The organism is Nocardia sp. NPDC057455, from assembly GCF_042802775.1.
Classification (GTDB): Bacteria; Actinomycetota; Actinomycetes; order Mycobacteriales; family Mycobacteriaceae; genus Nocardia.
In genome coordinates this window covers 58,181-79,677 of sequence record NZ_JBHVDM010000011.1, presented here as the reverse complement: position 1 = coordinate 79,677, position 21,497 = coordinate 58,181, and the positions used below count along the sequence as shown (strand labels likewise).

The 21,497-nt window shown below is 68.8% G+C and carries 24 protein-coding genes; 13 read left to right on the top strand and 11 right to left on the bottom strand.

Going from position 1 to position 21,497, the window contains the following annotated elements:
• The first annotated feature begins 96 nt into the window (after positions 1 to 96).
• The 4 genes from ACFU5M_RS06920 to ACFU5M_RS06905 all read left to right on the top strand — a co-directional run bounded on the left by ACFU5M_RS06920 (position 97) and on the right by ACFU5M_RS06905 (position 3,190).
• Positions 97 to 519, top strand: coding sequence for a protease inhibitor I42 family protein (locus ACFU5M_RS06920; protein ID WP_379045001.1), 423 nt, complete (start codon positions 97 to 99; stop codon positions 517 to 519).
• The gene (locus ACFU5M_RS06915; RefSeq protein ID WP_379044998.1) at positions 519 to 1,343 is read left to right on the top strand and encodes an aminoacyl-tRNA hydrolase; all 825 of its coding nucleotides are present in this window, start codon (positions 519 to 521) and stop codon (positions 1,341 to 1,343) included. Before ACFU5M_RS06920 ends, ACFU5M_RS06915 begins: the two co-directional genes overlap by 1 nt.
• Positions 1,344 to 1,478: 135 nt before the next feature.
• Positions 1,479 to 2,312: an ABC transporter ATP-binding protein gene (locus ACFU5M_RS06910; RefSeq protein ID WP_379044995.1), complete on the top strand. Its 834-nt coding sequence runs from the start codon at positions 1,479 to 1,481 to the stop codon at positions 2,310 to 2,312.
• 107 nt (positions 2,313 to 2,419) lie between these two features.
• A complete protein-coding gene (locus ACFU5M_RS06905) occupies positions 2,420 to 3,190 on the top strand; it encodes an NUDIX hydrolase (protein ID WP_379045070.1) in 771 nt (256 codons plus the stop codon).
• Positions 3,191 to 3,344: 154 nt separating this feature from the next.
• Here the strand turns inward: ACFU5M_RS06905 and ACFU5M_RS06900 are convergent, their stop codons facing one another.
• The 4 genes from ACFU5M_RS06900 to ACFU5M_RS06885 form a co-directional block, all read right to left on the bottom strand.
• Positions 3,345 to 3,524: a hypothetical protein gene (locus ACFU5M_RS06900; protein WP_379044993.1), complete on the bottom strand. Its 180-nt coding sequence runs from the start codon at positions 3,522 to 3,524 to the stop codon at positions 3,345 to 3,347.
• A gap of 50 nt (positions 3,525 to 3,574) precedes the next feature.
• Positions 3,575 to 3,973: a PPOX class F420-dependent oxidoreductase gene (locus tag ACFU5M_RS06895; protein WP_379044989.1), complete on the bottom strand. Its 399-nt coding sequence runs from the start codon at positions 3,971 to 3,973 to the stop codon at positions 3,575 to 3,577.
• Positions 3,974 to 4,146: 173 nt separating this feature from the next.
• Positions 4,147 to 4,623: a DUF1772 domain-containing protein gene (locus ACFU5M_RS06890; RefSeq protein ID WP_379044986.1), complete on the bottom strand. Its 477-nt coding sequence runs from the start codon at positions 4,621 to 4,623 to the stop codon at positions 4,147 to 4,149.
• A 682-nt stretch (positions 4,624 to 5,305) separates the two neighbouring features.
• Positions 5,306 to 5,878, bottom strand: coding sequence for a TetR/AcrR family transcriptional regulator (locus tag ACFU5M_RS06885; RefSeq protein ID WP_379044982.1), 573 nt, complete (start codon positions 5,876 to 5,878; stop codon positions 5,306 to 5,308).
• A gap of 420 nt (positions 5,879 to 6,298) precedes the next feature.
• On the opposite strand from ACFU5M_RS06885, the gene ACFU5M_RS06880 reads away from it, so the two are divergent.
• The gene (locus ACFU5M_RS06880; protein WP_379044979.1) at positions 6,299 to 6,478 is read left to right on the top strand and encodes a hypothetical protein; all 180 of its coding nucleotides are present in this window, start codon (positions 6,299 to 6,301) and stop codon (positions 6,476 to 6,478) included.
• A 178-nt stretch (positions 6,479 to 6,656) separates the two neighbouring features.
• Here ACFU5M_RS06880 and ACFU5M_RS06875 read toward each other — a convergent pair whose 3' ends face one another.
• Entirely contained in the window at positions 6,657 to 7,925 is a 1,269-nt protein-coding gene (locus ACFU5M_RS06875; protein WP_379044976.1) for a lipase family protein, read from the bottom strand.
• A gap of 218 nt (positions 7,926 to 8,143) precedes the next feature.
• Positions 8,144 to 8,506 (bottom strand): hypothetical protein, encoded by a 363-nt coding sequence (locus ACFU5M_RS06870; RefSeq protein ID WP_379044972.1) that lies wholly within the window; start codon positions 8,504 to 8,506, stop codon positions 8,144 to 8,146.
• Positions 8,507 to 8,669: 163 nt separating this feature from the next.
• Between ACFU5M_RS06870 and ACFU5M_RS06865 the strand changes: the two genes are divergently transcribed.
• The gene (locus ACFU5M_RS06865; RefSeq protein WP_379044969.1) at positions 8,670 to 9,257 is read left to right on the top strand and encodes a TetR/AcrR family transcriptional regulator; all 588 of its coding nucleotides are present in this window, start codon (positions 8,670 to 8,672) and stop codon (positions 9,255 to 9,257) included.
• A 5-nt stretch (positions 9,258 to 9,262) separates the two neighbouring features.
• Positions 9,263 to 10,180, top strand: a complete 918-nt coding sequence (locus ACFU5M_RS06860; RefSeq protein ID WP_379044966.1) for an alpha/beta fold hydrolase — start codon at positions 9,263 to 9,265, stop codon at positions 10,178 to 10,180.
• 38 nt (positions 10,181 to 10,218) lie between these two features.
• Here the strand turns inward: ACFU5M_RS06860 and ACFU5M_RS06855 are convergent, their stop codons facing one another.
• Positions 10,219 to 10,587 (bottom strand): VOC family protein, encoded by a 369-nt coding sequence (locus ACFU5M_RS06855; protein WP_379044963.1) that lies wholly within the window; start codon positions 10,585 to 10,587, stop codon positions 10,219 to 10,221.
• Positions 10,588 to 10,650: 63 nt separating this feature from the next.
• On the opposite strand from ACFU5M_RS06855, the gene ACFU5M_RS06850 reads away from it, so the two are divergent.
• The 4 genes from ACFU5M_RS06850 (at position 10,651) to ACFU5M_RS06835 (ending at position 14,550) form a co-directional block, all read left to right on the top strand.
• Positions 10,651 to 11,109, top strand: a complete 459-nt coding sequence (locus tag ACFU5M_RS06850) for a MarR family winged helix-turn-helix transcriptional regulator (protein ID WP_379044960.1) — start codon at positions 10,651 to 10,653, stop codon at positions 11,107 to 11,109.
• A gap of 151 nt (positions 11,110 to 11,260) precedes the next feature.
• Positions 11,261 to 12,037 (top strand): enoyl-CoA hydratase-related protein, encoded by a 777-nt coding sequence (locus tag ACFU5M_RS06845; protein WP_379044957.1) that lies wholly within the window; start codon positions 11,261 to 11,263, stop codon positions 12,035 to 12,037.
• 37 nt (positions 12,038 to 12,074) lie between these two features.
• Positions 12,075 to 13,052 carry a methyltransferase domain-containing protein gene (locus ACFU5M_RS06840; RefSeq protein WP_379044954.1) on the top strand — a complete coding sequence of 326 codons (978 nt, stop codon included), beginning with the start codon at positions 12,075 to 12,077 and terminating at the stop codon, positions 13,050 to 13,052.
• A gap of 274 nt (positions 13,053 to 13,326) precedes the next feature.
• Positions 13,327 to 14,550: a class I SAM-dependent methyltransferase gene (locus tag ACFU5M_RS06835; RefSeq protein ID WP_379044951.1), complete on the top strand. Its 1,224-nt coding sequence runs from the start codon at positions 13,327 to 13,329 to the stop codon at positions 14,548 to 14,550.
• A gap of 52 nt (positions 14,551 to 14,602) precedes the next feature.
• On the opposite strand, the gene ACFU5M_RS06830 is transcribed toward ACFU5M_RS06835, so the two are convergent.
• The gene (locus ACFU5M_RS06830) at positions 14,603 to 15,880 is read right to left on the bottom strand and encodes a PQQ-binding-like beta-propeller repeat protein (protein WP_379044948.1); all 1,278 of its coding nucleotides are present in this window, start codon (positions 15,878 to 15,880) and stop codon (positions 14,603 to 14,605) included.
• Between the two features lie 265 nt (positions 15,881 to 16,145).
• On the opposite strand from ACFU5M_RS06830, the gene ACFU5M_RS06825 reads away from it, so the two are divergent.
• Positions 16,146 to 16,895, top strand: a complete 750-nt coding sequence (locus ACFU5M_RS06825; RefSeq protein WP_379044945.1) for an acyltransferase — start codon at positions 16,146 to 16,148, stop codon at positions 16,893 to 16,895.
• Between the two features lie 187 nt (positions 16,896 to 17,082).
• Entirely contained in the window at positions 17,083 to 17,628 is a 546-nt protein-coding gene (locus ACFU5M_RS06820) for a DUF1697 domain-containing protein (RefSeq protein ID WP_379044942.1), read from the top strand.
• A 10-nt stretch (positions 17,629 to 17,638) separates the two neighbouring features.
• On the opposite strand, the gene ACFU5M_RS06815 is transcribed toward ACFU5M_RS06820, so the two are convergent.
• From ACFU5M_RS06815 to ACFU5M_RS06805, 3 genes are read right to left on the bottom strand one after another with little or no spacing between them, the layout of a single operon-like run.
• Positions 17,639 to 18,892: a glycosyltransferase family 4 protein gene (locus ACFU5M_RS06815; RefSeq protein WP_379044939.1), complete on the bottom strand. Its 1,254-nt coding sequence runs from the start codon at positions 18,890 to 18,892 to the stop codon at positions 17,639 to 17,641.
• Positions 18,889 to 20,493 (bottom strand): 1,4-alpha-glucan branching protein domain-containing protein, encoded by a 1,605-nt coding sequence (locus ACFU5M_RS06810; RefSeq protein WP_379045067.1) that lies wholly within the window; start codon positions 20,491 to 20,493, stop codon positions 18,889 to 18,891. The genes ACFU5M_RS06815 and ACFU5M_RS06810 overlap by 4 nt, the downstream gene beginning before the upstream one ends.
• 59 nt (positions 20,494 to 20,552) lie before the next feature.
• Complete coding sequence (locus tag ACFU5M_RS06805; RefSeq protein WP_379044936.1) at positions 20,553 to 21,371, bottom strand: class I SAM-dependent methyltransferase; 819 nt, start codon at positions 21,369 to 21,371, stop codon at positions 20,553 to 20,555.
• Positions 21,372 to 21,497 lie beyond the last annotated feature (126 nt).

The window sequence follows — 21,497 nt, the reverse complement described above, 5'->3', positions numbered from 1 at the left end:
GGATCCACGCGCTCGGACGACTCGCGGCCGGCCGCTGCGCAGGGTTGCCGATCGGTAGGCTCGCTGCGAGTTGATCATTCGGCGATCGGAGGACGGGTGCGCGAGTCCCTGCTGGTGCTGCTGCTCTGTTCGACGGTGGTTGGGTGCGGCGACGACTCGCGCGAGACCCATTCCGGCGAGGACGCGAATCCTGTTGTGCGGGTTGGTGACGCCGAGAACGGACAGCAGCGGCGGCTGCTGGTCGGACAGCGTCTCGTCGTCGCCCTGCCTGCCAACCCGTCGACCGGATACTCCTGGAGCGTCGCGCAGATCGATTCGTCCGCGGTGCGGCAGGACGGCGAGGCGGATTACGAACCCGATCCGGCCGTGCCGGTCGCGCCGGGCTCGGGTGGCACCGCCGTATGGAACTTCGTGGGCGTCGCGGCGGGGGTGGCCCCGTTGAAGATGGAGTACACGCGTCCGTGGGACCAAGGCTTGGCACCGGCACGGACGTTCTCGTTGACGATCGAGGTGCAGTGATGACGCGTATTCCGGAGTGCGGCGCCGAAATCGGGCGCGCCGCCGAGGATTCCACGGCCGCCACGCCGGACATCGCCGCCACGCCATCGGATGGCGCGGCATTCCGCGCCCGGCATGCGGAGCTGGCGCGCGGCTACTACGGCGAGGGCGATCCGGACGACCCCGCCATGGTGCAAGCGATGCAGATGGTCCTGCACCTGCCCAAGGCCGATCCGCCCCCGCGCAGCGCGCTGCTGGCCGCGGCGGCGGCCGCCGCGGTGGCGCTGTGCCTGGACGAGCGGGTCGGGCCCGGCGGGGAGTGGGAACAGCGGTATCTCGCATGGAAGCGGTCGCGCATCCGGAAGGTCGCCCGGCGAGCGCGCGGCGCTCAGTGGCAAGCGACCTGCGCGGTACCGGGCGTCACCGTCGAGATCGCCGGCGCGCAGGCGCGGGCGTTGGTCCCTGGACCGGTGGGCGCGGTCGATCCGCGGATCAAGCGTCTGCAGATCGGCGGCACCGATCTCGAGCACGACGATCCCGGGCCGCCCGATCCCGGCCTGCCGGTGCTGTGGGTGAACGCCGGGCTCGGGATGACGTTGGGCAAGTCGGCCGCGCAGGTAGGTCATGCGAGCATGCTGCTGGCCGGCGCACTGCCGGCGGGAGACGCGCTGCGCTGGGCCGGACTCGGCTTCCACTGCGCGGTGCGCGACGCCGACGCGCAGTGCTGGGCATCGCTGGCGGAGCGGGTGGGGGAGGGGAGTGCGGTCGCTGTGCGGGACGCGGGATTCACCGAAGTGGCGCCGGGCTCGATGACCGTGATCGCGGTGCCCGCCGCGTCTTGGTGAACGCCCCGCACGGACGCCGTGGTCGCCGCGGGCGTGTCGGATGCTGCCGTGACGGCGGCGTTCCGGCATAGAGCCGATCGACCGGCTCGGTTTTCCCCTCCCCGCGTTGGCAAGTGTCCCCTCGAGTGGGCCAAGATGGAGCGCGTGCCGCAACCCGATCCCGATCTGCTCATCGATTTCACCGACGTGACCGTCCGCCGCTCGGGCCATACCCTTGTCGGTCCGGTCACCTGGCAGGTCGAACTCGACGAACGCTGGGTGGTCCTCGGCCCCAACGGCGCGGGCAAGACCTCGTTGCTGCGGATGGCCGCCGCCGAGATGCACCCCACCGCGGGCATCGCCCATCTACTCGGGGAGCGGATCGGGAAGGTAGACATCACCGAGTTGCGTCCGCGCATCGGCCTGTCCTCGGCCGCGGTGGCCAGCCGGATTCCGATCGATGAGAAGGTCAGCGATCTGGTGGTGTCGGCGGGCTACGCGGTGCTGGGCCGCTGGCGGGAGCGCTACGACGACGTGGACACCGACCGCGCCATCGACATGTTGGAAACCCTCGGCGCCGAACATCTCTCGGACCGCACTTACGGCACGCTGTCGGAGGGCGAGCGCAAACGGGTGCTCATCGCCCGCGCGCTGATGACCGATCCCGAACTGCTGCTGCTCGACGAACCGGCGGCGGGCCTGGACCTGGGCGGTCGCGAGGAATTGGTGGAGCGGCTCGGCGATCTCGCCGCCGACCCGGACGCCCCCGCGATCGTGCTGGTCACCCATCACGTGGAGGAGATTCCCCCCGGCTTCACCCACGGCCTGCTGCTCAACGAGGGCGAAGTGGTCGCACAGGGACTGCTCTCCGACGTGCTCACCTCCGAGAACCTCAGCGACGCGTTCCGTCAATCGATCGCGCTGGATCGAGTCGACGGCCGCTACTTCGCGCGTCGCGCCCGCCGCGCGGGCCGCCACCGCACCCGCTGACTCGGACAGTGTGCGGTCGCTCACCAAGCGCGCGTTAGGGTGCAAGGGTGAGTGAGATAGAAGCGCAGGCAGACTCTCAGCAACCGATCAAAGACGCGTCGACGGTGATGCTGGTGCGCGACGGTGCCGAGGGGCCCGAGATCTTCCTGCAGCGCCGGGTCGGCGCCATGGCGTTCGCCGCGGGCATGACCGTGTTTCCCGGCGGTGGCGTCGACCCGTCCGACGGGACCGCCGACATCGCCTGGTCCGGGCCCGAGCCCGCGTGGTGGGCCGAGCGGTTCGCCACCACCGAGGCCAGGGCCAAGGCGCTGGTCTGCGCGGCCGTCCGGGAGACGTTCGAGGAGTGCGGCGTGCTGCTGGCAGGCCCGACCGCCGACAGCGTCGTCTCCGACACCACCGGTTACCGGGACGCGCGCGGCAGGTTGGAGCGCAGGGAACTGTCGCTGGCGTCGTTCCTCGCCGCGGAGAAACTGGTGCTGCGCGCGGATCTGCTGCGACCGTGGGCGAACTGGATCACTCCCGTCATCGAACCGCGCCGTTACGACACCCGGTTCTTCGTCGCCATCCTCCCGCATGGGCAGCTCGCCGACGGCGCCACGTCCGAGGCGGCGGAGGTCCGGTGGAGCACGCCCGCCGAGGCGCTGGCGCGCTGGCGTTCGGGCGCCGACGTGCTGCTGCCGCCGACCTGGAGCCAACTGGTCGCGCTCGGTGAATTCCGTTCCACCGCCGACATCCTGGCGGCGCGGCGGGCTATCGATCCGATCCTGCCCGTACTGGCCGATTCGGACGGCAGACAGCTGCTGTCCTTCCCGGACAATCACCGCTACTTCGCCGATCTCCCCGACGCCGGGCGACTCAGGGGATCCGTGCGGCCCTGATGGGACGGGTGGGCGCACAAGCGCCCCTGCCAGGTCGTGCTCCGCAGCCGTACCGGGTCTGGGACGCTGCCGGTGGCCACCGTCAGCGTGGCGTCGCCACATCGCACTGCCGGACAGCTTCGGTATTCCGGGGCCGAGTAGTGAGCCGTCTCGGCTACGGCTGAGCCGGCCGGACTTCGCTTGCCTTGCTGTACTTTCCGTGTCCGCCTTCGCCGATGGCCCATGTCGCCGGCATGCCCGGTGTGATGAGTTGTTCGTCGCCCTGATATCGCCAGAAGGGGAACCAACCGATGTCGTGGTGCCCGCATTCGCTGACGCGGTCCATTCCGCTCACTACCGGACGGTTGGTGACGGCCTTTCTTGTGGGTCGTCCACGATGCCTGACTATTCGGCGCGGCGACTGGTGAAGTCGAAGGATTCGCCGTCGATGCCCCAGGAGATGACCCGTTCGGGGTGAATCCGGATGATCGCGCGTTCTTGGGGTGGGAACGGTGGCTCCTCGTCATCGAGCGCCTCGGCCGTGCCGCGTACCTCGATGCCGCGAATCACGTATGGCTCCAATGAAACCTGTTGGTCGATGACGAACGACACCCGGCTGCCCGCCTCGACATTGCGGTACTTTCGACTGGCACGCATCCGCATGCCCCCGATGTCGATCGTGCCGTCGGCGTTCACCCGATAGCTGGTCGGGTTATTCTGCACGACGCCGTCGGGCGACACCGTGGCCAGCCGGCCGATCCCGGCCTCCGCGAGAAACCGCTGTTCATTGCTGGTGAAGGTCATGTCGATTACTCCTCGATGATTTCGATATCAGGTGTGTCCCCGGCGATCAGCCGGAAGTTGTCGGGTGCGGGAAGCGCAAGCTGTTGCCTGCCGCGTCCCGCGCGTCTTACGTCGGTGGTTCAGTGCGACCGCGACATCGTGGAGGATGGCTCCCTCTTCCGCGTGACCTGAGATCAGAACAGGATCAGCGCGGCGCACAGTCCGGCGATGGCGATGAACTGCAGGGTGACCCGGTATTTCAGAATGCTGTCCCACTTGTCCTGCAGGGCACGGGCATCGGCTGGGATGATGCCGCTCTGGGCGGCGGCGGTCTGCCGAGAATTGATCGGCTTGGCGACGCGGACGTAGAAGGCGAGCCAGGTCAGCAGCGCCGCCACCGTGATCCCCGCCGCCACAGCGGCGCCGAGCTGCCCGGCCCACAGCGCGATCAGCAGTGTGAGCACGGCGGTGACCACACCGCCCGCACCGACCACCGGCATGCGTTTGTCGCCGTAGTAGTGACCCCACCCCGCGCTCATGGTCACGGTCGCGTCATCGAGCTTGCGGTACACGGACCGAGTGATCACCGCCCCGCAGACGTCGGTGCCGTAGACGATGGCATTGGAGAGAACGGCGGCGGTGGCGATGATCTGGCCGGTGACAATGAGCATTTCGGCTTCCCTTCCCGAATTTCTAGCAGTGTTAGAAACTGGAGCAACGGTAACATTTGGCCGCTATCTTGTCTAGCCGTGCTAGGTTTCAGAACATCTCTTGGGATCGCGCTCGGATCGGCAAGCTGCACATACATGCCCATTCCGGCCGAGCAGACACTGTCACCGGCAAGTCGGCAACCACAACGCCGGCAGATCTTTGGGCTGCTGGATCCGCTGCGGCTCATCAGGGGCTGGGCCCTGTCGGCCGGTTGCGGGCAGCCCGACCGCGTCGAGGTCGGCGATCGACGGCACCTGGCAACCCATCCTCGACGCCGGTGAGCTGACTGCCGCCCAGTGATGCCCGCGCGGTCAGGGTGCGACCGCCGACCCGATCGCGAGCCTCCGTTGCTCAGGCGGCGGCAGCACCGAGGCAACTCGCACAAACGCCCTCATCTCCCGCGCACCGCGAGATGCGAAGGGGTCGAGAATGATCGTTTCCGACCCGCACTCGATTCGGCGCACCGGAATTGCGAAACCGCAGCTCGCCGCAATCGCGAATCGGGTCACTACCCGTGTGCGGAATTTACGGGATGAAATAAGGGATGTTCGGCCCCTTCGGCCTGGGCATGACTCGGCTCGGATACGCGCGGGCCGGGCCGAAAGACGACTCGCGGATCGACGCGCTCACCACGGCAGAGGTTCACCGGGTCCACTGGTCGACCAACACCGCCAAGCGGGCGTCGCGCTGAGCCGGCCGCAAACGTCCACCGCGGTCCAGGGTTGCCAGGCCGTGCAGGGCACTCCAGCCGACCTCGGTAAAGGTCTCCGGATCGTGCTCGCCCGCGAACGGCGAGAAGGCGGCGAACATGACGGCGAACGCGTCCCGCAGCGACTGCGAGGCATTCTCGCCGAACGCGAGGTTCACCTTCATCAGGAACATCGCGTCGTAGAGCGCGGGCCGCGCGGTCGCGAAGTCGAGGTAGGACCGAGCCACCGCCGCCAACGCCGCGCGCGGCTCGCCGCCCGCGGACTCCAATGCCGCGCGGCTCCACGCGGCCATCTCCGCGATGCCTTCCTCGGCGACCGCCGTGACGATCTCGTCCTTACCCGCGAAGTGTGAATACAGCACAGGCTGGCTGTATTCGATCCGTTCCGCCAGCCTGCGCACAGTCACCGCGTCCCAACCCTGCGACTCGGCCAACTCCCGAGCGGTCTCGATGATCAGCCGGTGACGTTCCGCGCGTTCCCGCTCTCGTCGAGTCTGGATCCCCATCAGCTCACTATAGCACCGCTTGACAACCTAGTGTTACTAGAAATAATGCCACACCTTTCGATTGTCGGAGTCCTGTTCAGTGCTGACCTGCGGATTCGGTTGTGGTTGAACGGGACTAGCGATCATCGGCGTGTCCTGTACTCGTCGGCAGTACCGTCCATTAGCTCGTACTCGTCTTCAGCACTGGGGTTGCGGGATGGCCGATTCAGCGTTGCCGGAGCGTGGTGTTCTGACCGCCGACGAAGCGCGGTGGCAGGTCGCGGTGGCCCGTGCGAAGGTCATCGGCCCGCTCGCGCAATCGGACCGGGTGAGCGTCGAAGCCGCGGACCGGGCCGCCGATCAGCTCGGGGCCACGAATCCGCCCGCGCTCGCGGCAAGGCCATCGGCGGGGCGACCGTCGCCGACGACACGATGCTCGCCATGGCGCTGCACCTGCGCAGTAACAACCACAGCCTGCGTGACATCGCGTCCCGCCTGGTCATCACCACCGGCAAGAAGAAGGGCCGCCACCCCTCACCGGCCACTGTGATGCGCCTGCTGCGCGACCACGACCAGAACATGCTCACCGCCGCGGCGACCACCCCACCACACTCGGGGTGATCGGCGCGAGTGCGGCGAAGACCTTCGAGGCAACACCGGTCCCGCCTGGTAACGGCAGTCCGGTTTCGTCGACAGGTCTTCCCGGAAAAACGGTGGCTAGGTCGTCGCCGTGAAGGATGTCGGGCTGCTGTGAACGGCCGGTGCGATGCCGCGTCCAGTCGGTTCGGGTTTGCCTCGCTCAGCGGGTGCAGGTGCTCGGCGCAGGGGCGTCGGCGAGGCGTTGGGTCATCCAGTCGAGGGCGCGGGCGGTGGCCAGAGGGTAGACCAGTACGTGGACGGTACTGGTTCCGGGCAGGATCGCCGGTACCTCGGCGGCCTTGTCGAGGTGGACGGCGACGCCTTTGGCACACCAGTCGGTAGCAAGCTGCTCGACCGACTGGTGCGGCACGATGTCGTCGGCGGTGTTGGACACCATCAGTACAGGCGCGTTCGGGGTGAGAGCGCCGATATTTTGTTGAGCGAGCAGCTCGCGCAGGACCGGATTGCCGGTGATGGCGGACGATATCGTCTCGCCGGTGCTTGTCCAGGCGCGCGAGTCGAGCAGGCCGTAGCGGGCGATGCTCTCGGCGTAGCAATGGGTCGCTGATTCTTGCAGCCAGGTCTGCCCGGCCGGGCTCAGGATGCCCTGAATCTCGGGTCCGGCCTGCGGATAGTCTGCGGCGAGGCCGTTGAGTGCCCAGGCGATGTATCCCTTGTCGATAGTCGCGTCCAGTGCGCTGAGCAGCTGCAGCGGGTCTGCGGGCGGCGCGCCGGCGAAGGTACCGCGCACGTCCAGGTCGGGGGCGTATCGCGGCTGTAGTTCGGCAGCCGCGGCTGCGGCGCCACCACCTTGGGAGTATCCCCAGATCCCGATGGGCGCGGTGGGGGTGATCGTGGTGGCGGGCAGATTCTTCGCGGCGCGCGCGGCGTCGAGAACCGCGTGTGCGGTAGCTTCGCGGTTGAGCCAGTCGTGCACCCCGGGGGTACCCAAACCGTGGTAGTCGGTGACCACAACCGCGAACCCGCCGGCGGCGAGCAGCTCGATCGTGGGTACTTCGTAGCCGGCGGCAAGCCCGAGCGGTGGGGTGTAGCCCAGCAGCGATCCGGCTGTTTTCGAGGGCGCGCACGCGTCGCCTTGGCCCTGGGTGCCCACGGCCAAGGTGATCAACGGCCTCTCGCCGGGCCCGGTCCAGTCGGCGGTGGGCTCGAGGTAGAAGCCGCTGACTGCGATCGGGTTGCCGTGGGTGTCGTTGCTGCGGTACAGGATCCGTGTCGCGTGGCCGGGAAGCGGCCCGTCGGCGCTGGGGATCGACAGCGCCAAAGGCAGTGGTTCCGTGCGTAACACATCTCCCGGTGCGGTGGTGCTCAGATCGGCGGGCACATCGTAGAAGTCTTCCGGGGTGGCGTTCGCCGGTGGTGTCTGGAGCCCGCACAGCAAGGCCGCGATCGCCGCGACCGATCCCGCCATCGCTCTCGCTCGAGTTCGTTCGACTCGTTTTCGTCGTGGGGCAGGCCGGGACCAGGAGGTGTGTGAGCTTGTCGCCGATGAAGCGAGGGCTGTGGGCGGGAAGGTCGGCATCGGAGGCTCCGTCGTTGGAGTGGTGGGCAAATGCGTGGCGGCAGGCCGAGCAGCGCGGTCTCGGTGCGGGTCGATCGGTCGGGGCAGGCGTGTGAGCGGGCCGGTGACTACCGGGCTTGCAGAAACTGTCCGGCGTGCACGGTGGTGCCGAACCCTTCGGCGAAGAGACCGTATTCGTAGAACACGTGGCCGGCGACGACGGTGGCCGCGACGGCGTGGTCGTTACGGTTGATCATGCGGTCGGGCCCATCGAGGCCGGGCATGAGTGATCCGGCGTCGGCGTAGACAGTTGATAGCGAGTAACTGCCCCAGGACAATCGAGGTGATCCCGGGCCAGGCACTCTCACCAGACCCGGCGAGCCCAGGACCTCTGCGCCGTAGTGGGTGCCTACGTCGAGCATGCCCGGGATCGCCCATTCGCCGGCGGGGTCGATCTCGCGCTCGCCGGTGCCTGAATCGCTGGTGTCCAACGCGGCGATCCTGCCCCCGCGGCCGCCGACACCAGGTCGAAGGGGTACTGACACCGCACCGTCGACACGGTGCCGCTGCGGATGACGAGCGAATAGTGCGACATCAGACCCTTCGATACTGGCGAGTATTGAAATTTGGATACTGGCGAGTATCGTCAGGCTGGTGACCACAGTCAACCCCCGAATCCGCACCCCACGTGCTGAAGTACGGGAAAGAGTCCTGGAAGCGGCTCTGTCCGAGTTCGTCGGCAAAGGATTCGCCGGCACCACGATCGACGCGATCGCCGAGGTCGCGGGCTTCACCAAGGGCGCCGTCTACTCCAATTTCGGTTCCAAAGACGACTTGTTCTTCGCGTTGCTCGACCAGCAGGTCGCTCGCCGGATCGAGGCGGTCACCGCGCTGGCCGACGCCGCTGCCACACGTCCCACGTTCGCAGCGATCGGCGAACTCTTGATGCAGGGCCTGCGCGACAACCGGGACTGGCAGCTGCTGTTCACCGAATACTGGCTGCGCGCTCTCCGAGACGAGGCAGTCCACGAGAGATTCGTGCGACACCGCCGAACCGTCCGGGCCGCCGTCGCCGAGGCTGTCCAGCGCTTGGACCTGGGAACCGAGATCGACCCCGCCACGACCGCGGTGCTGGTGCTGGCGCTCAACAGCGGCCTGTCGATCGAGGAATTCACCGAACCCGGCGTCGTACCGGCAGACCTGTTCGGCACGGTCCTGCAAGCCGTCATCGCACCGCGATGACAGCGATGCCGCGACGTGCCGGACATGGTGGCGCCGCGCCGGTGCGCACCGCGATCGGGGAACTGCTCACGATCGGATCCCACGAACTGCATATCCGGCAAGACGGGCCTGCGGACGCTGAACCTCTGCTGCTCGTGCACGGTTTCATGGAATCGCTGCACTGGTGGGATCGGCTCACGCCCTTGCTGAGCGACATCTACCGCGTCATCCGGGTCGATCTGGCCGGCTACGGATGTACCCGTGCCGGCACCGGGTTCGACGCGAGCTCCCAAGCCGCGCTCCTGGAAGCGGCTCTGGACAGTCTCGAACTCTCCGACCTCACCGCCGTCGGGCACTCCTGGGGCGCCGACCACGTCCTGTCTTTGGCCGAACGCTCAGATCGAGTTGCCAGGATCGTGGTCATCGGCCAAGCGCCCGACTGCAGCGACTTGCCGATACCGGCGATCGCACGCCTGCTGGGCTTCGAAGCCATGGACCCGATAGTCGCTCTAGCGCACCGGCTTGTGCCGGAACCGGTCTTCCGCCGCATCATCGCGCACGCGTTCGCCGAGGGATTCGATCTGACGACCTTGGACAACCCCGCACAGCTGTACGCCGATTACAAAGCCATGTCACCGCGAATGTTTCGCGCAGCTGCCCTGGACCGCCCGAAAGCACTCGTGCTACGGCCTCTCGATGCCCGAGTACGCGAGCTCGCCCGTCCGACATTGGTAATCCACGGACAGCGAGACCGCATGTTCGACTGCGCGAGGGCCATCGCCCGATACGCCGCCGTCGGCGCCCGCACCGAAGTGATCCCCGACGCAGGGCACTCACCGCAGGTCGAAACACCACACCACGTCGCCGCTCTCATACGAGACTTCTGCGGTGGGCTACCACTGAAGATGACTTCGAGCAGCACTGAAGGCGACTTCGAAATCTGACATGCGGGGCCGGTGATCGTCCGGTGGCGTTCGGCCGGTCAGGCGCGGTCGTGGAGAGTGACCTGGTAGCCGTCGGGGTCGGCGAAGGTGAATGTCCGACCGAAGGGGCCGTCGATCGGTGCGGAGACGATGGTGTGACCGTCGGCGGCCAGAGCATCGTGAATGGCCTGGACGTCTGTGGCGTGGAGCCAGATCGCGGCACCGATGCCGGGCTGGGCAACGGAGGCGAGATCGGTGCCGGGCACGACCTCGCGGAGTGCGAACGCGATCGGCTTCGTCTGGAAGACCACGGCGTGTGGAGGTCCGGTCCGCGTGCGGACGAGGCCGAGGTACTGCTCGTAGAACGCCTGCGAAGCGTCGAGGTCGCGCGCTTGGAGCGAGATGAAATCGGGGCCGGTGGCGGGCATGATCATGCTCCTTCTCTTTATGTCAGTCTTCTGACACGGCTCAGTCTATGTCAGACTACTGACATGAGTCGAGACGGTGTCGGCGTCGACCTGGAGACGTCACTGGGCTATCTGCTGAAAGAGGCGTCGAGCGCCCTCCGTGCGGCCATGGAGGAGGTGCTACGGCCGCTCGGGATGAGCGTGACGCACTACTCCTGCCTCGAGCTGCTGGCGCAACGACCGGGCCTGTCGAACTCCGAGCTCGCGCGGGGCGCGTTCGTGACCCGGCAGACGATGAACGTGCTGCTCCAAGCCCTGGAACGAGACGGCTATGTGACCAGGCCCGCCGAGGCACCCGTCGGGAAAGTTCTTCCCACGCGGCTTACGCCTCGCGGCCGACGGAGCCTCGAGAAGGCGACCGTAGCGGTCCGGTCCGTCGAGGTCAGAATGCTGGCCGGCATGACCGAGACCGAGCAGTCGGACGCGTTCCGGATCCTGCGGAGAATGATCCGGTCCCTGCGCGATGGCAACGACGGTGCATAGCTCGTTCCCGGCTCGTGTAGTGATCGCACCATGGGGTCATGCTGCGCGCAGGGCGGGGGAGGTGTGCCGCCGGTGAATGCCGCTTGCCGCCGCGTCGCCGTCCTCGGGCCTCACCGCTGGCGCCGGTGCGCACGCGGTAGCGTGGCCTCTCATGGCCGAATTCGTGACCCTGGAGTTGCCCGAGGGTGATGCCGCGCGTGGCGTGGCCGTCCTGCGGTTCGCCCGCCCGCCGATGAATCTGCTGAACGTGCAGCTGGTGCGGGAACTGGCCGAGGCGGCCGACGCCGTCGCCGCCGACCCGGGTATTGCCGCGGTGGTCGTATACGGCGACGAACGCGTGTTCTCGGCGGGTGACGACGTGGCCGAACTGTTCGGTCTCGGAAGTGATCAGGCCGCCGCCACGGCGGCCGACCTGCAGCACGACCTGGGTTGCCTGGCCCGGATCCCGCAGCCCACCGTCGCGGCGATCAGCGGTTACTGCCTCGGCGGCGGGCTGGAGCTGGCGTTGGGCGCGGACCGCCGTGTCATCGGCGACAACGTCAAGCTGGGTCTGCCGCAGATCAAGACGGGGTTGATCCCGCTCGCGGGTATCCGTCGACTCGCTCTGCTGATCGGGCCGGGCCCGGCCAAAGACCTCGTCTACACCGGTCGTTTCGTCGAGCCGGACGAGGCTCAGGCGCTCGGCCTCGTCGACGAGGTCGTCGCGCCGGACGACGTGTACACCGCCGCGATGCGGTGGGCACGCGGGTTCGCCGACGGTCCGGCCCGCGCGCTGGCCGCCGCCAAAGCGGTCTTCGAAGCCGGTCCGCACGGCCTCGATCGCGCCCGTGGCGAGTGGTCCGCCCTGTTCACCACGGAAGATCGCCTGATAGGAACAGGTTCTTATCTGGCCGACGGTCCTGGATCGGCGCAATTCGTGGGGCGATAGCAGGCGGGAACTGCGGATTTGGGTAGGCTTGCCGACCATGACGGTACGTCCCGACGACCCCGCGCCGAACCCGCACGCCACCGAGGCAGAGGTCGAAGCAGCGCTCAAGGATACGAAGCTGGCCCAGGTTCTCTACCACGACTGGGAGGCCGAGACCTACGACGACAAATGGTCCATCTCCTATGACGAGCGCTGTATCGAGTACGCGCGCGGCCGGTTCGACCTGGCCGTCGGAACCGCGCCGCTGCCCTACGGCAAGGCGCTGGAACTGGGTTGCGGTACCGGCTTCTTCCTGCTGAACCTGATGCAGGCGGGCGTGGCGAAGTCCGGCTCGGTCACCGACCTGTCGCCGGGCATGGTGAAGGTCGCGCTGCGCAATGCGCAGAACCTCGGTCTGGACGTCGACGGTCGGGTCGCCGACGCGGAGACCATCCCCTACGACGACGACACCTTCGATCTGGTGGTCGGCCACGCCGTGCTGCATCACATCCCCGACGTCGAGCTGGCGCTCAAGGAGTGCCTGCGCGTGCTCAAGCCGGGTGGCCGCTTCGTGTTCGCCGGTGAGCCGACCACGGTCGGCAACTTCTACGCGCGCTGGCTGGGCCGGATCACCTGGAAGGCCACCACCACGGTCACCAAGCTGCCGATACTCAGCGACTGGCGGCGTCCGCAGGAGGAACTGGACGAGTCCTCGCGCGCGGCCGCGCTGGAGGCGGTCGTCGACCTGCACACCTTCGATCCGCGCGCCCTGGAGGCGATGGCCCGCTCGGCGGGCGCCGTCGAGGTGACCGCCAACACCGAGGAATTCGCGGCCGCGCTGTGGGGCTGGCCGGTGCGCACCTTCGAGGCGGCCGTGCCCGCCGAGAAGCTCACCTGGCGCTACCGGATGGCGATGTACCGCGCTTGGCTCGGGCTGAGCTGGGTGGACGAGAACGTCATGCGCCGCGTGGTGCCGCGCCAATTCTTCTACAACGCCATGATCACCGGCGTGAAGCCGAGCTCCGCCGGAAAGTAGTGGGCCGCGCCAGCCGTAGCGACCGTATCGCCGACCTGGGCAGTGCCTCTTGTGCTGCCCAGGTGAGCCGGGCCGCGTCTCCGCGTCGAAACCCGGAGATGGAGCGCCCGCGAAACGGTGCTCGGATCAAGGCTTGCGGGATCGCCACCGACAATGTCGGGGGGCAGGCCGCCGTTCAGATCATTCGCAATCCGAGCCGGGCCGTCGCGACCGTGCGGGTGACGGTCCCGACAACTGAACTCGGCACGGTGCACAGAAGGATGAGAGTTCGGTAGTGGGCTACCGCTTCACCCGAGCCGATATCGGGTACCTCGGTAGCGCGATCGGCCGGGACGCGCTGTCCGAGGCGGATCGGCTGGAGTTGACCCCGGCGACGCACCTGCGCGATCTGGAGCGGGTCCGTCGCGCGCACGGTGACCGGGCGGCGGCCCTGATCGAGACCGTGCGATTGCGGCGCAGAGCAGCCGCCAAACTCCTCGACGCCGGGCAATGGCTCTTCACCGACGACGCACTGCAGCAGGCCACCCCGACGCTGGTGGCACGGCAGCGCGCCGCACGGCTGGCCGGGCGGACGGTGCACGACGTCACCTGCTCGATCGGCGCCGAACTCGTCGAGTTGGCCCGGGTGTGCCCGGCGGTGCTCGGCAGCGATCTGGACGAGGTGCGCCTGGCGATCGCCGGGCACAACCTGGGGCCGCACCGGCTCGGGGCGGGGGAGCAGGGCGCGCCCGCGCACATCCCCGGCCCTCCCGAGCGAACCCGGAACGTGCTGTTGGCCAAAGCGGATGCGCTGCGCCCGAGCAGTCGCGACACCGTGATCATCGCCGACCCGGCCCGGCGCGCCGACGGCCGCCGCACGCACGACCCGGCCAAACTGCAACCGCCGCTGCCGGATCTGCTCGCGGCCTACGCGGGCCGCGATCTCGCCGTGAAGTGCGCTCCCGGTTTGGATTTCGACCGGCTCGGCTGGCCGGGTGAGGTGGAGGTGGTCTCGCTCGACGGCTCGGTACGTGAGGCATGCCTGTGGTCTCCCGGACTCGCCGAGGCCGGAGTCACCCGTCGCGCGACGGTGCTTCTGTCCAACGGCGCTGCTCGGACCATCACCGATGCCGAGCCCGACGGCATCGAGGAGCGCCCGCCGGGGCAGTGGATCATAGACCCGGACGGCGCTGTCGTGCGCGCCGGTCTCGTCCGTCATTACGCCGCGAAACACGGCCTGTGGCAGTTGGATCCGCGCATCGCCTATCTCACCGGCGACACCGTCCCCGAAGGGGTGCGCGGCTTCCGTGTGCTCGACCGCATGGACTTCCGGGAGAAGACCCTCCGCGCCGAACTTCATCGCCGCGACTGCGGGCCCCTCGAAATCCTCACCCGAGGCGTCGACATCGACCCCGACGCTCTCCGTTCGCGCCTCAAACTCCGCGGCGCCCAGCCGCACACGCTGGTGATCACACGCATCGGCCGCACCGCGACGGTCTTCGTGTGTTCCACCCCGTGACCATCCGCTGCTCAGCCTCGACCGAGGACTGGGCACGGTGCGCGAGTCGGCGCTACTTCTCCGGTCGGAACGCGAAGACTTCGCCGATGCGGGTGGCGACCACGATCTCGCCCTTCGCGCCGACCGACGTGCCGGTGGTGGTGCCCTTCGCGCCCGGCAGGACATCGGAATCGAGGGTGGTTCCGGTCTGCGTGTCGAAGGTGACCAGGTTCAGGCCGTCGCCGATCGCCGCGACGGCGTAGCCGGTGTCGCCCGCGGTCTGCGCCGCGGAGCCGCGCAGCACCAGATCCTTACGCTCCCAGACGGTTTCCACCGCGTCGCCGTTGTCCCGCAGCGCGAGCAGGTAGCCGTCGTCGCCGGACGGGATGATCAGGCCGTCGTCCGACACCGAGATGCCCCCGCGTGGCGTCCAATCCAGTCGGTGGACCCACTTGGTTCGTCCGTCGGCGGTGTCCAAGGCGATCAGGCGGTTGTTGTTGTCGCCCACGTAGAGGGTGGCACCGTCGGCGGACAGGGCCGGGCTGGTCGCGCTGCCGCCGAGCAGCAGTTCGGCGCTCCACTCCCGCACGACCTTCTCGCCGGTGTAACGCAACGCGACCACGGCTGCCGCGGGCCGCCCGGGCTGCCAGAGCGTGACATAGAAGCGGCCACTGTCGGCGTCGATGGCGGAGATGGTCGCGACGGGGCACTGCGGCCCTCCGGTGGCGCAGTCGTCCAGGCCCTGGCTCGCGTCGGGCCAGCCGAGGCCGGCGTGCACGAGGAAGTTCGGCTCGCCGAGCAACTGCACGGTCGGGACGGTCCGGTCGCCGGTCTGCCGCGACAGCACGTCGACCTGGCCGGATCGCGTGATGGTCAGCAGTTTTCCGTCACCGGTGAACTGCACCGAGGCCGGCGTTCCGGCGACGGGCGTGGCCCACCGCGGTTGCCCCAGATAGTTGAACGAGATCACCCTGCTGTCATCACCGACGTAGACGTTGGTCATCCCGTCGACCGACGAGGGCGCGGAGATCGCGCTCGGGCCCAAGGCGTTGCAGAACCGCTTGCGGCCGGTGGTCATCTGGAAGGAGAAGATCGCGCAGTTCTGCAGGCGCGTGGTGACGAACAGCTGGCTGTCGGGCCCCAGTGTGATCGGCTGGGCGATCGGCCCGCCGACCGGCCGCTGCCAGCTCAGCTCGACCTTCTGCGATCCGGTGACCGGACCGGTGCCGCTGTTGCGGCCGTCGTGGTATGCGGCGGTCCAGCCCTTGCCGGTACCGACGGTGATGTCGTCGTAATCGGTGCCGCAACCGGTCAACGCCAGCGCGCCGACCGCGGCCAGCACGGCCGGCACGGCCGCGGCACGTTTCCGGGACGGTCGCCACATGGAAGTAGCCAGTACGCCGCCGCTTCGCACCTGCCGCACTCCTGTCGTCGTTGGCGTTCGCCGTCGCCGTCTCCGGCGCACGAGTCACTGTACGGGAGGACCGCGCGTGGGTGAACGCGTCCCGGCGTTGTCGTCGCGGGTGCTCGTCGTGGCGCTCGCCGCGGGCGATAGGCTCTATCCGTCGCCGCCGAGGCGGGCGACGGCCGGTAGGAACACGACAGGAGAACCGTTCGTGACGAGCATGTGGGGCGCACCGTTGCGCTCGCGCTGGCGGGGATCGCGCCGCCGGGATCCGCAGCAGGCGCGTTTTCTGACGCGGGCGTCGCTGCGCTGGGTGCTCGCGAACCGGGCGTACACGCCCTGGTACCTGGTCCGCTACTACCGGCTGTTGAAGTTCCGCTTGGCCAACCCGCATATCGTGCTGCGCGGGATGGTCTTTCTCGGCCGCCGCGTGGAGATCCACGCCACTCCGGAACTGAGCCGCATGGAGATCGGCCGCTGGGTGCACATCGGCGACGGCAACGCGATCCGCTGCCACGAGGGTTCGCTGCGCATCGGTGACAAAGTGGTGTTCGGCAAGGACAACGTCGTGAACACTTACCTGGACATCGAGATCGGGGAATCGACCCTGGTCGCCGACTGGTGCTACATCTGCGACTTCGACCACAAGATGGACGACATCAACGTTCCGATCAAGGACCAGGGCATCGTGAAGAGCCCGGTGCGCATCGGCCCCGACACCTGGATCGCCGCCAAGGTGACCGTGCTGCGTGAGACGACCGTCGGCCGCGGCTGCGTGCTCGGCGCGCACGCCGTGGTCAAGGGTGAGATCCCGGACTACAGCATCGCCGTCGGCGCACCGGCCAAGGTGGTCAAGAACCGCAAGGCGGCCTGGGAGGCGGGTGCCGAACAGCGTGCCGAATACCTCGCCGCGCTGGAGGACATCGCGCGCAAGAAGAACGGGGCCACGCAGACCGCCTGACGGGGTGCGGCCGCTGAGTGGAGTTCGTCGCGGAACCGCGATGCGGCTCGCGCGAGGGGGCGGCTGTCGTGTGGCCGACGCCGCCTGCCGGAGTTCGTTCCGCGTCCTCACGGCCGAGGTCGGCGGAGGCCGGTAGCCGGCCGGTGCAGCCCTGGATTCGTCGGTGCGGGCGAGTAGGTTCGGCGCTATGACTGCCTACGCCGCCCTGTTGCGCGGGATCGCGCCGAGCAATCCGAACATGAGCAACGCCAAGTTGCGCGCGGTGTTCGAATCGCTCGGGTTCGAGGGCGTCGGTTCGGTGCTGGCCAGCGGCAACATCGTGTTCCGCAGCGCGGAGACCGACGTTCCCGCGCTGGAGGACCGCATCCAGCAGGCGCTGATCCGGCAACTGGGGATCGGTGGTGGCACGATCATCCGCAGCCACGACGAACTGCGCGCGCTGCTGGACACCGACCCGTTTCCCGGCCTGACCCATGGGCGCGGAACCTATCTGATCGCGACATTCCTCAAGGACACGGCCCAGGCCCCGGCAGCTCTGCCCGAGCAACCCGACCCGCTCACCCGGATCGTCGGCTACGACGAGGCCGCGCGCGCCTTCCTCGCCATCATCGACAACAGCGAGCCGGGCAAGACGCCGGACTTCATGGCCTGGCTGGAGAAGACGTACGGCAAGGACATCACCACCCGCACCTGGCTCACCGTCGAGCGCATCGTCAAGAAGCTCGCGGCGTAGCCGGAGCGGGCTACTTCGGATCGCGTTCCGGCAGTGGACGTTCCACGATCGACGGGCGGCCCAGCGGGTTGCGTACCCGCCGCTTCGCCGAGTGGTACACCTGGGCGGTCTCCGCGGCGACCACGTCCCACGCGAAATCGGCGGTGAGCCGTTCCCTGGCGGCGTAGGCCCGCTGCTGCGCGGCGGCGGGGTCGTCCAGGGTGGCGCGGGCCGCCTCGACCAAGCCGTCGACGTCCGCGGGCGCGAACGACGCGCCGGTGACACCGTCGATCACCGCCTCACCCAGGCCGCCCGCCGTCGAGGTGATCAGCGGGGTGCCCGCCGCGGCCGCTTCGAGCGCGACGATGCCGAACGGTTCGTACCGGCTGGGCAGCACGATCGCGTCGGCGCCGTGCAGCCAGCCGAGCAGTTCGGCGTGGTCGAGCTGACCGGCGAAGGTCACCGCGCGGGCCACACGGTGCACGCGGGCGCGCTCGCGCAGCCACTCGAACTGGGTGCCGACGCCCGCGACGGTCAGGGTGGTGCCGGGATGGGCGCGACGGATGCGCGGCAGCGCGGCGATCGCGTCTTGGACGCCCTTCTCGTACTCGAGCCTGCCCACGTACAGCAGCCGGGGCGGACCGCTGCGCGGCGAGCGCGGGCGGAAAGTCCACGCGCCCACGTCGATTCCGTTGCGGATCACCGTCATCGGGATCCGCTCCGGACCGTAGAGCCGCTCGACTTCGTCCTGCATCGACGACGAACAGGTGATCAGCGCGTCGGACTCGTTGGCGAGCCACCATTCCACCGAGTGCACCTGCTTGTTGACCTTGCCCGCGACCCAGCCGCTGTGCCGCCCGGCCTCGGTGGCGTGGATGGTCGACACCAGCGGCACGTCGTAGTACTCGGCCAGGGCGATGCCGGGGTGGGCGACCAGCCAATCGTGCGCGTGCACCACGTCGGGCGTCCAGCCGTCGCCGATGCCCGGCTTGCCGAGCGCGACGCCAGCGCGCACCATCGCGTGCCCCATGGCCAGCGTCCAGGCGAGCATGTCCTCGCCGAAGTCGAAGACCGGCGGATCCTCCGCGACCGCCACCACCAGCACGCCGTCGGCGATGTAGGAGTGCGTGGGATGAGTCGCGGCGTCGGTGCCGGAGGGGCGCCGGGACAGGACGACCACCTCGTGACCGGCCGCGGCCAGCTCGACGGCGAGGTGATGCACGTGCCTGCCGAGCCCGCCCACCACGACCGGCGGGTACTCCCACGACACCATCAAAATCTTCATGCAAGTCCTTCTGCGGCCGAGCCCGGGTCCGCCGGAACCGGCCCGTGGTCCGCGGTGGCGGAGCCCGGTCCTGGCACGGCGGCGGATACTGCCCCGGTGGCGCTGGGTACGGACCCCGCGGAGGTGAGTCGTCGCGCGTCCACGCCGGGGAAGAGTCCGTCAGCTGCCCCCCATCCTGCCGCCAACTGCCGTGCTTTCGCGAGTTGGCCCGCCCCGACGGCGGTGGCGATTTCCCGGACCGCGTGGGCATGGCGGTGCGCGCGGTCGCGTGCGTAACCCGCCGCGGAGTCCTTGCTGACCATGAAGGCCCAGTCGCTGGAGACGGTGAGGACCGCCTCGCGCAGCAGCTGATCGGCGACCTGATCGCGCAGCCCGGGTGTGCCGCCCTGCGCGGCGCGCATCTTGTCGACGGTGTCCAGGGTCAGCCGCACGATGTCGTCGTTGAGCTCCACCAGATCGCGTACCTGCTCGCCCGCCCACACCCGCCAGTCCTTGCCCGAACCCCAGGACGAGTCCGCCAGCGGCACCGGTTCGCCCAGGTAGCCGCGTGTTCGCGCGTCGGCGAGGGTGCCCACCGTGACGCCCGCTTCCGGCAGCGCGCGCAGCACCTGCGCCAGCCACTGCGGCCCCTCGTGCCACCAGTGGCCGAACAGTTCGGTGTCGAACGCCGCGACGACCAGGGCGGGCCGTCCGATCCGTTCGGACTCGGAGATCAATCGCTCGCGCACGGTGCGCACGAAGTCGTCCACGTCCCGGGTGACGGCCGCGGCGGCCAGTTCCGGGTCGTAGGGAGCCTTGTCCGGGCCTGCCACGGTCTTGCCGGTGACGCGCGCGGGTTTGAGACCTGTCGCATGGTCGTAGTGATGAAAGTCACGGTAGGCGCCGTTGCCCGGATAGCCGGATTTCGGCGACCAGACCCGGTAACTCACCTGCAGATCGCGTCCGAACGCGACCACATCGGAATCCCGCACCGGGCGCCCGAGCGTCGTGTCGCCGCGCAGCGCGGGGCCGTCGACCATGAAATGCGTCACACCGGCGGCGGCGTATCCGGCCTCCATGCCGGGCGTGTATCCGCATTCCGGCGCCCAGATGCCCGTCGGCGTGTGCCCCCAGCGGTGCCGTGCGTCGGCGAGGCCCTCGGTGAGCTGGAACTGGCGCAGTCGCGCATCCAGCAGTGGCTGGAACGGGTGGGCCAGCGGGCCGCCGAGCAGTTCGATGGTCTCCGCATCGATGAGTGCCCGCCAGACCGGCGCCGCGCCGTGCCGCCAGTGCTGCTCGAACTCGGCCAGGGCGGCGGCGGCCAAGCGGTGCTCGTGCCTGCCCAGCGCGACATTGCCCGCCATGGCGGCTTCGTCGGCGCGCAGCTGCCAGTTGCCCAGCCAGTGATGCATCCCCGCCAGGCAGTGCGGGTCGTCCAGCTGGGCCGCGAGCACCGGCGTGATGCCGAGGCTGAGCAGATGCGAACGCCCTTCGGCCGCAAGGGTTCGCAACACCTCGACGACGGGCAGGTAGGACGCGGCCCAGGACTGGTAGAGCCATTCCTCGCCGACCGGCCAGCGGCCGTGATGGGCCAGCCAGGGCAGGTGGGAGTGCAGGACCATGGTGAACTGGCCCGGCACCGGGCTTGCGGCGCGCCCGCCGGGCACGGTACTGCGATCGGTCAAGGCTTCACCGCGATGGCGACCAGATCCAGACTGGCGTCGATGTCGCCGGCGACCAGCGCGAAATCGTCCACCGTGACGCTCGCGACGTCCGCGGTCAGCTCCGCGGGCCAGGGTTCGCCCGCCAGCGCCCGTTCGATCTGCGCGTCGATGAACGAGCCGCCGTGCTTGGCGTCCAACGCTTTCAGGCCGGGGCCGTGATGCACGCCGATCATCTGCGTGACCTCGAAACCGGCGTCGACCAGCAACTCGGTCAGCTCGGCCGCGTTCAGTTCCCTGGTGTGGAACGGGTTGAGCGGAGTGTCGCGACCGGGGGAGAAGGTGATCCGGTTGGGCGTGCTGATCAACAGCTCTCCGCCGGGGCGCAGCACGCGCAGGCACTCGCGCAGGAACTGGGACTGGTCCCAGAGGTGCTCGATGACCTGGAAGTTCACCACGACGTCGACCGAGGCGTCCTCCAGCGGCAGCTCGGCGAGGTTGCCCTGGATCATCTCGACGCGGGGGTAGCGCGCGCGCACGTGCTCGACAGCGCCGGTGTCGTAGTCCACGCCGATCACCTTGGTGGCCACGCCCGCGATCATGTCCGCGCCGTAGCCCTCACCGGAACCCGCCTCCAGCACTGTCTTTCCGGCGCATCGGTCGAGCAGGCGGGCATAGGCGATCTCGTGCCTGCGGAACCAGTAGTTCTCCTCGGCGATGCCGGGAACGGTGCGCTCGCCGGTCAGCGGCAGTGGTTCGACGGCGCCGACAGTCGCCTCGGGGTCCACGGTGATGCCGGACGGGTCGCCCACTGCGGCAGGGATCACAGCCTCGCTCATCACTCCGACGTTACTGGCACCGCATCCGCGGGAAACACCCCACCCGGTCGGCCCGGAAGTGCGCCTTCGGCAGGCCGGACATGGGGTCGCCGCACCGGCGCACTGTAACGCGTGGTACCCACTTGT

Excerpts from the sequence above, each read along its gene's own strand:
- ACFU5M_RS06915 (WP_379044998.1), top strand. The coding sequence starts at position 519 with ATGACGCGTATTCCGGAGTGCGGCGCCGAAATCGGGCGCGCCGCCGAG.
- ACFU5M_RS06910 (WP_379044995.1), top strand. The coding sequence starts at position 1,479 with ATGGAGCGCGTGCCGCAACCCGATCCCGATCTGCTCATCGATTTCACC.
- ACFU5M_RS06905 (WP_379045070.1), top strand. The coding sequence starts at position 2,420 with ATGCTGGTGCGCGACGGTGCCGAGGGGCCCGAGATCTTCCTGCAGCGC.
- ACFU5M_RS06895 (WP_379044989.1), bottom strand. The coding sequence starts at position 3,973 with ATGACCTTCACCAGCAATGAACAGCGGTTTCTCGCGGAGGCCGGGATC.
- ACFU5M_RS06890 (WP_379044986.1), bottom strand. The coding sequence starts at position 4,623 with ATGCTCATTGTCACCGGCCAGATCATCGCCACCGCCGCCGTTCTCTCC.
- ACFU5M_RS06885 (WP_379044982.1), bottom strand. The coding sequence starts at position 5,878 with ATGGGGATCCAGACTCGACGAGAGCGGGAACGCGCGGAACGTCACCGG.
- ACFU5M_RS06880 (WP_379044979.1), top strand. The coding sequence starts at position 6,299 with ATGGCGCTGCACCTGCGCAGTAACAACCACAGCCTGCGTGACATCGCG.
- ACFU5M_RS06875 (WP_379044976.1), bottom strand. The coding sequence starts at position 7,925 with ATGGCGGGATCGGTCGCGGCGATCGCGGCCTTGCTGTGCGGGCTCCAG.
- ACFU5M_RS06860 (WP_379044966.1), top strand. The coding sequence starts at position 9,263 with ATGCCGCGACGTGCCGGACATGGTGGCGCCGCGCCGGTGCGCACCGCG.
- ACFU5M_RS06855 (WP_379044963.1), bottom strand. The coding sequence starts at position 10,587 with ATGCCCGCCACCGGCCCCGATTTCATCTCGCTCCAAGCGCGCGACCTC.
- ACFU5M_RS06850 (WP_379044960.1), top strand. The coding sequence starts at position 10,651 with ATGAGTCGAGACGGTGTCGGCGTCGACCTGGAGACGTCACTGGGCTAT.
- ACFU5M_RS06845 (WP_379044957.1), top strand. The coding sequence starts at position 11,261 with ATGGCCGAATTCGTGACCCTGGAGTTGCCCGAGGGTGATGCCGCGCGT.
- ACFU5M_RS06840 (WP_379044954.1), top strand. The coding sequence starts at position 12,075 with ATGACGGTACGTCCCGACGACCCCGCGCCGAACCCGCACGCCACCGAG.
- ACFU5M_RS06820 (WP_379044942.1), top strand. The coding sequence starts at position 17,083 with ATGACTGCCTACGCCGCCCTGTTGCGCGGGATCGCGCCGAGCAATCCG.
- ACFU5M_RS06815 (WP_379044939.1), bottom strand. The coding sequence starts at position 18,892 with ATGAAGATTTTGATGGTGTCGTGGGAGTACCCGCCGGTCGTGGTGGGC.
- ACFU5M_RS06810 (WP_379045067.1), bottom strand. The coding sequence starts at position 20,493 with ATGGTCCTGCACTCCCACCTGCCCTGGCTGGCCCATCACGGCCGCTGG.
- ACFU5M_RS06805 (WP_379044936.1), bottom strand. The coding sequence starts at position 21,371 with ATGAGCGAGGCTGTGATCCCTGCCGCAGTGGGCGACCCGTCCGGCATC.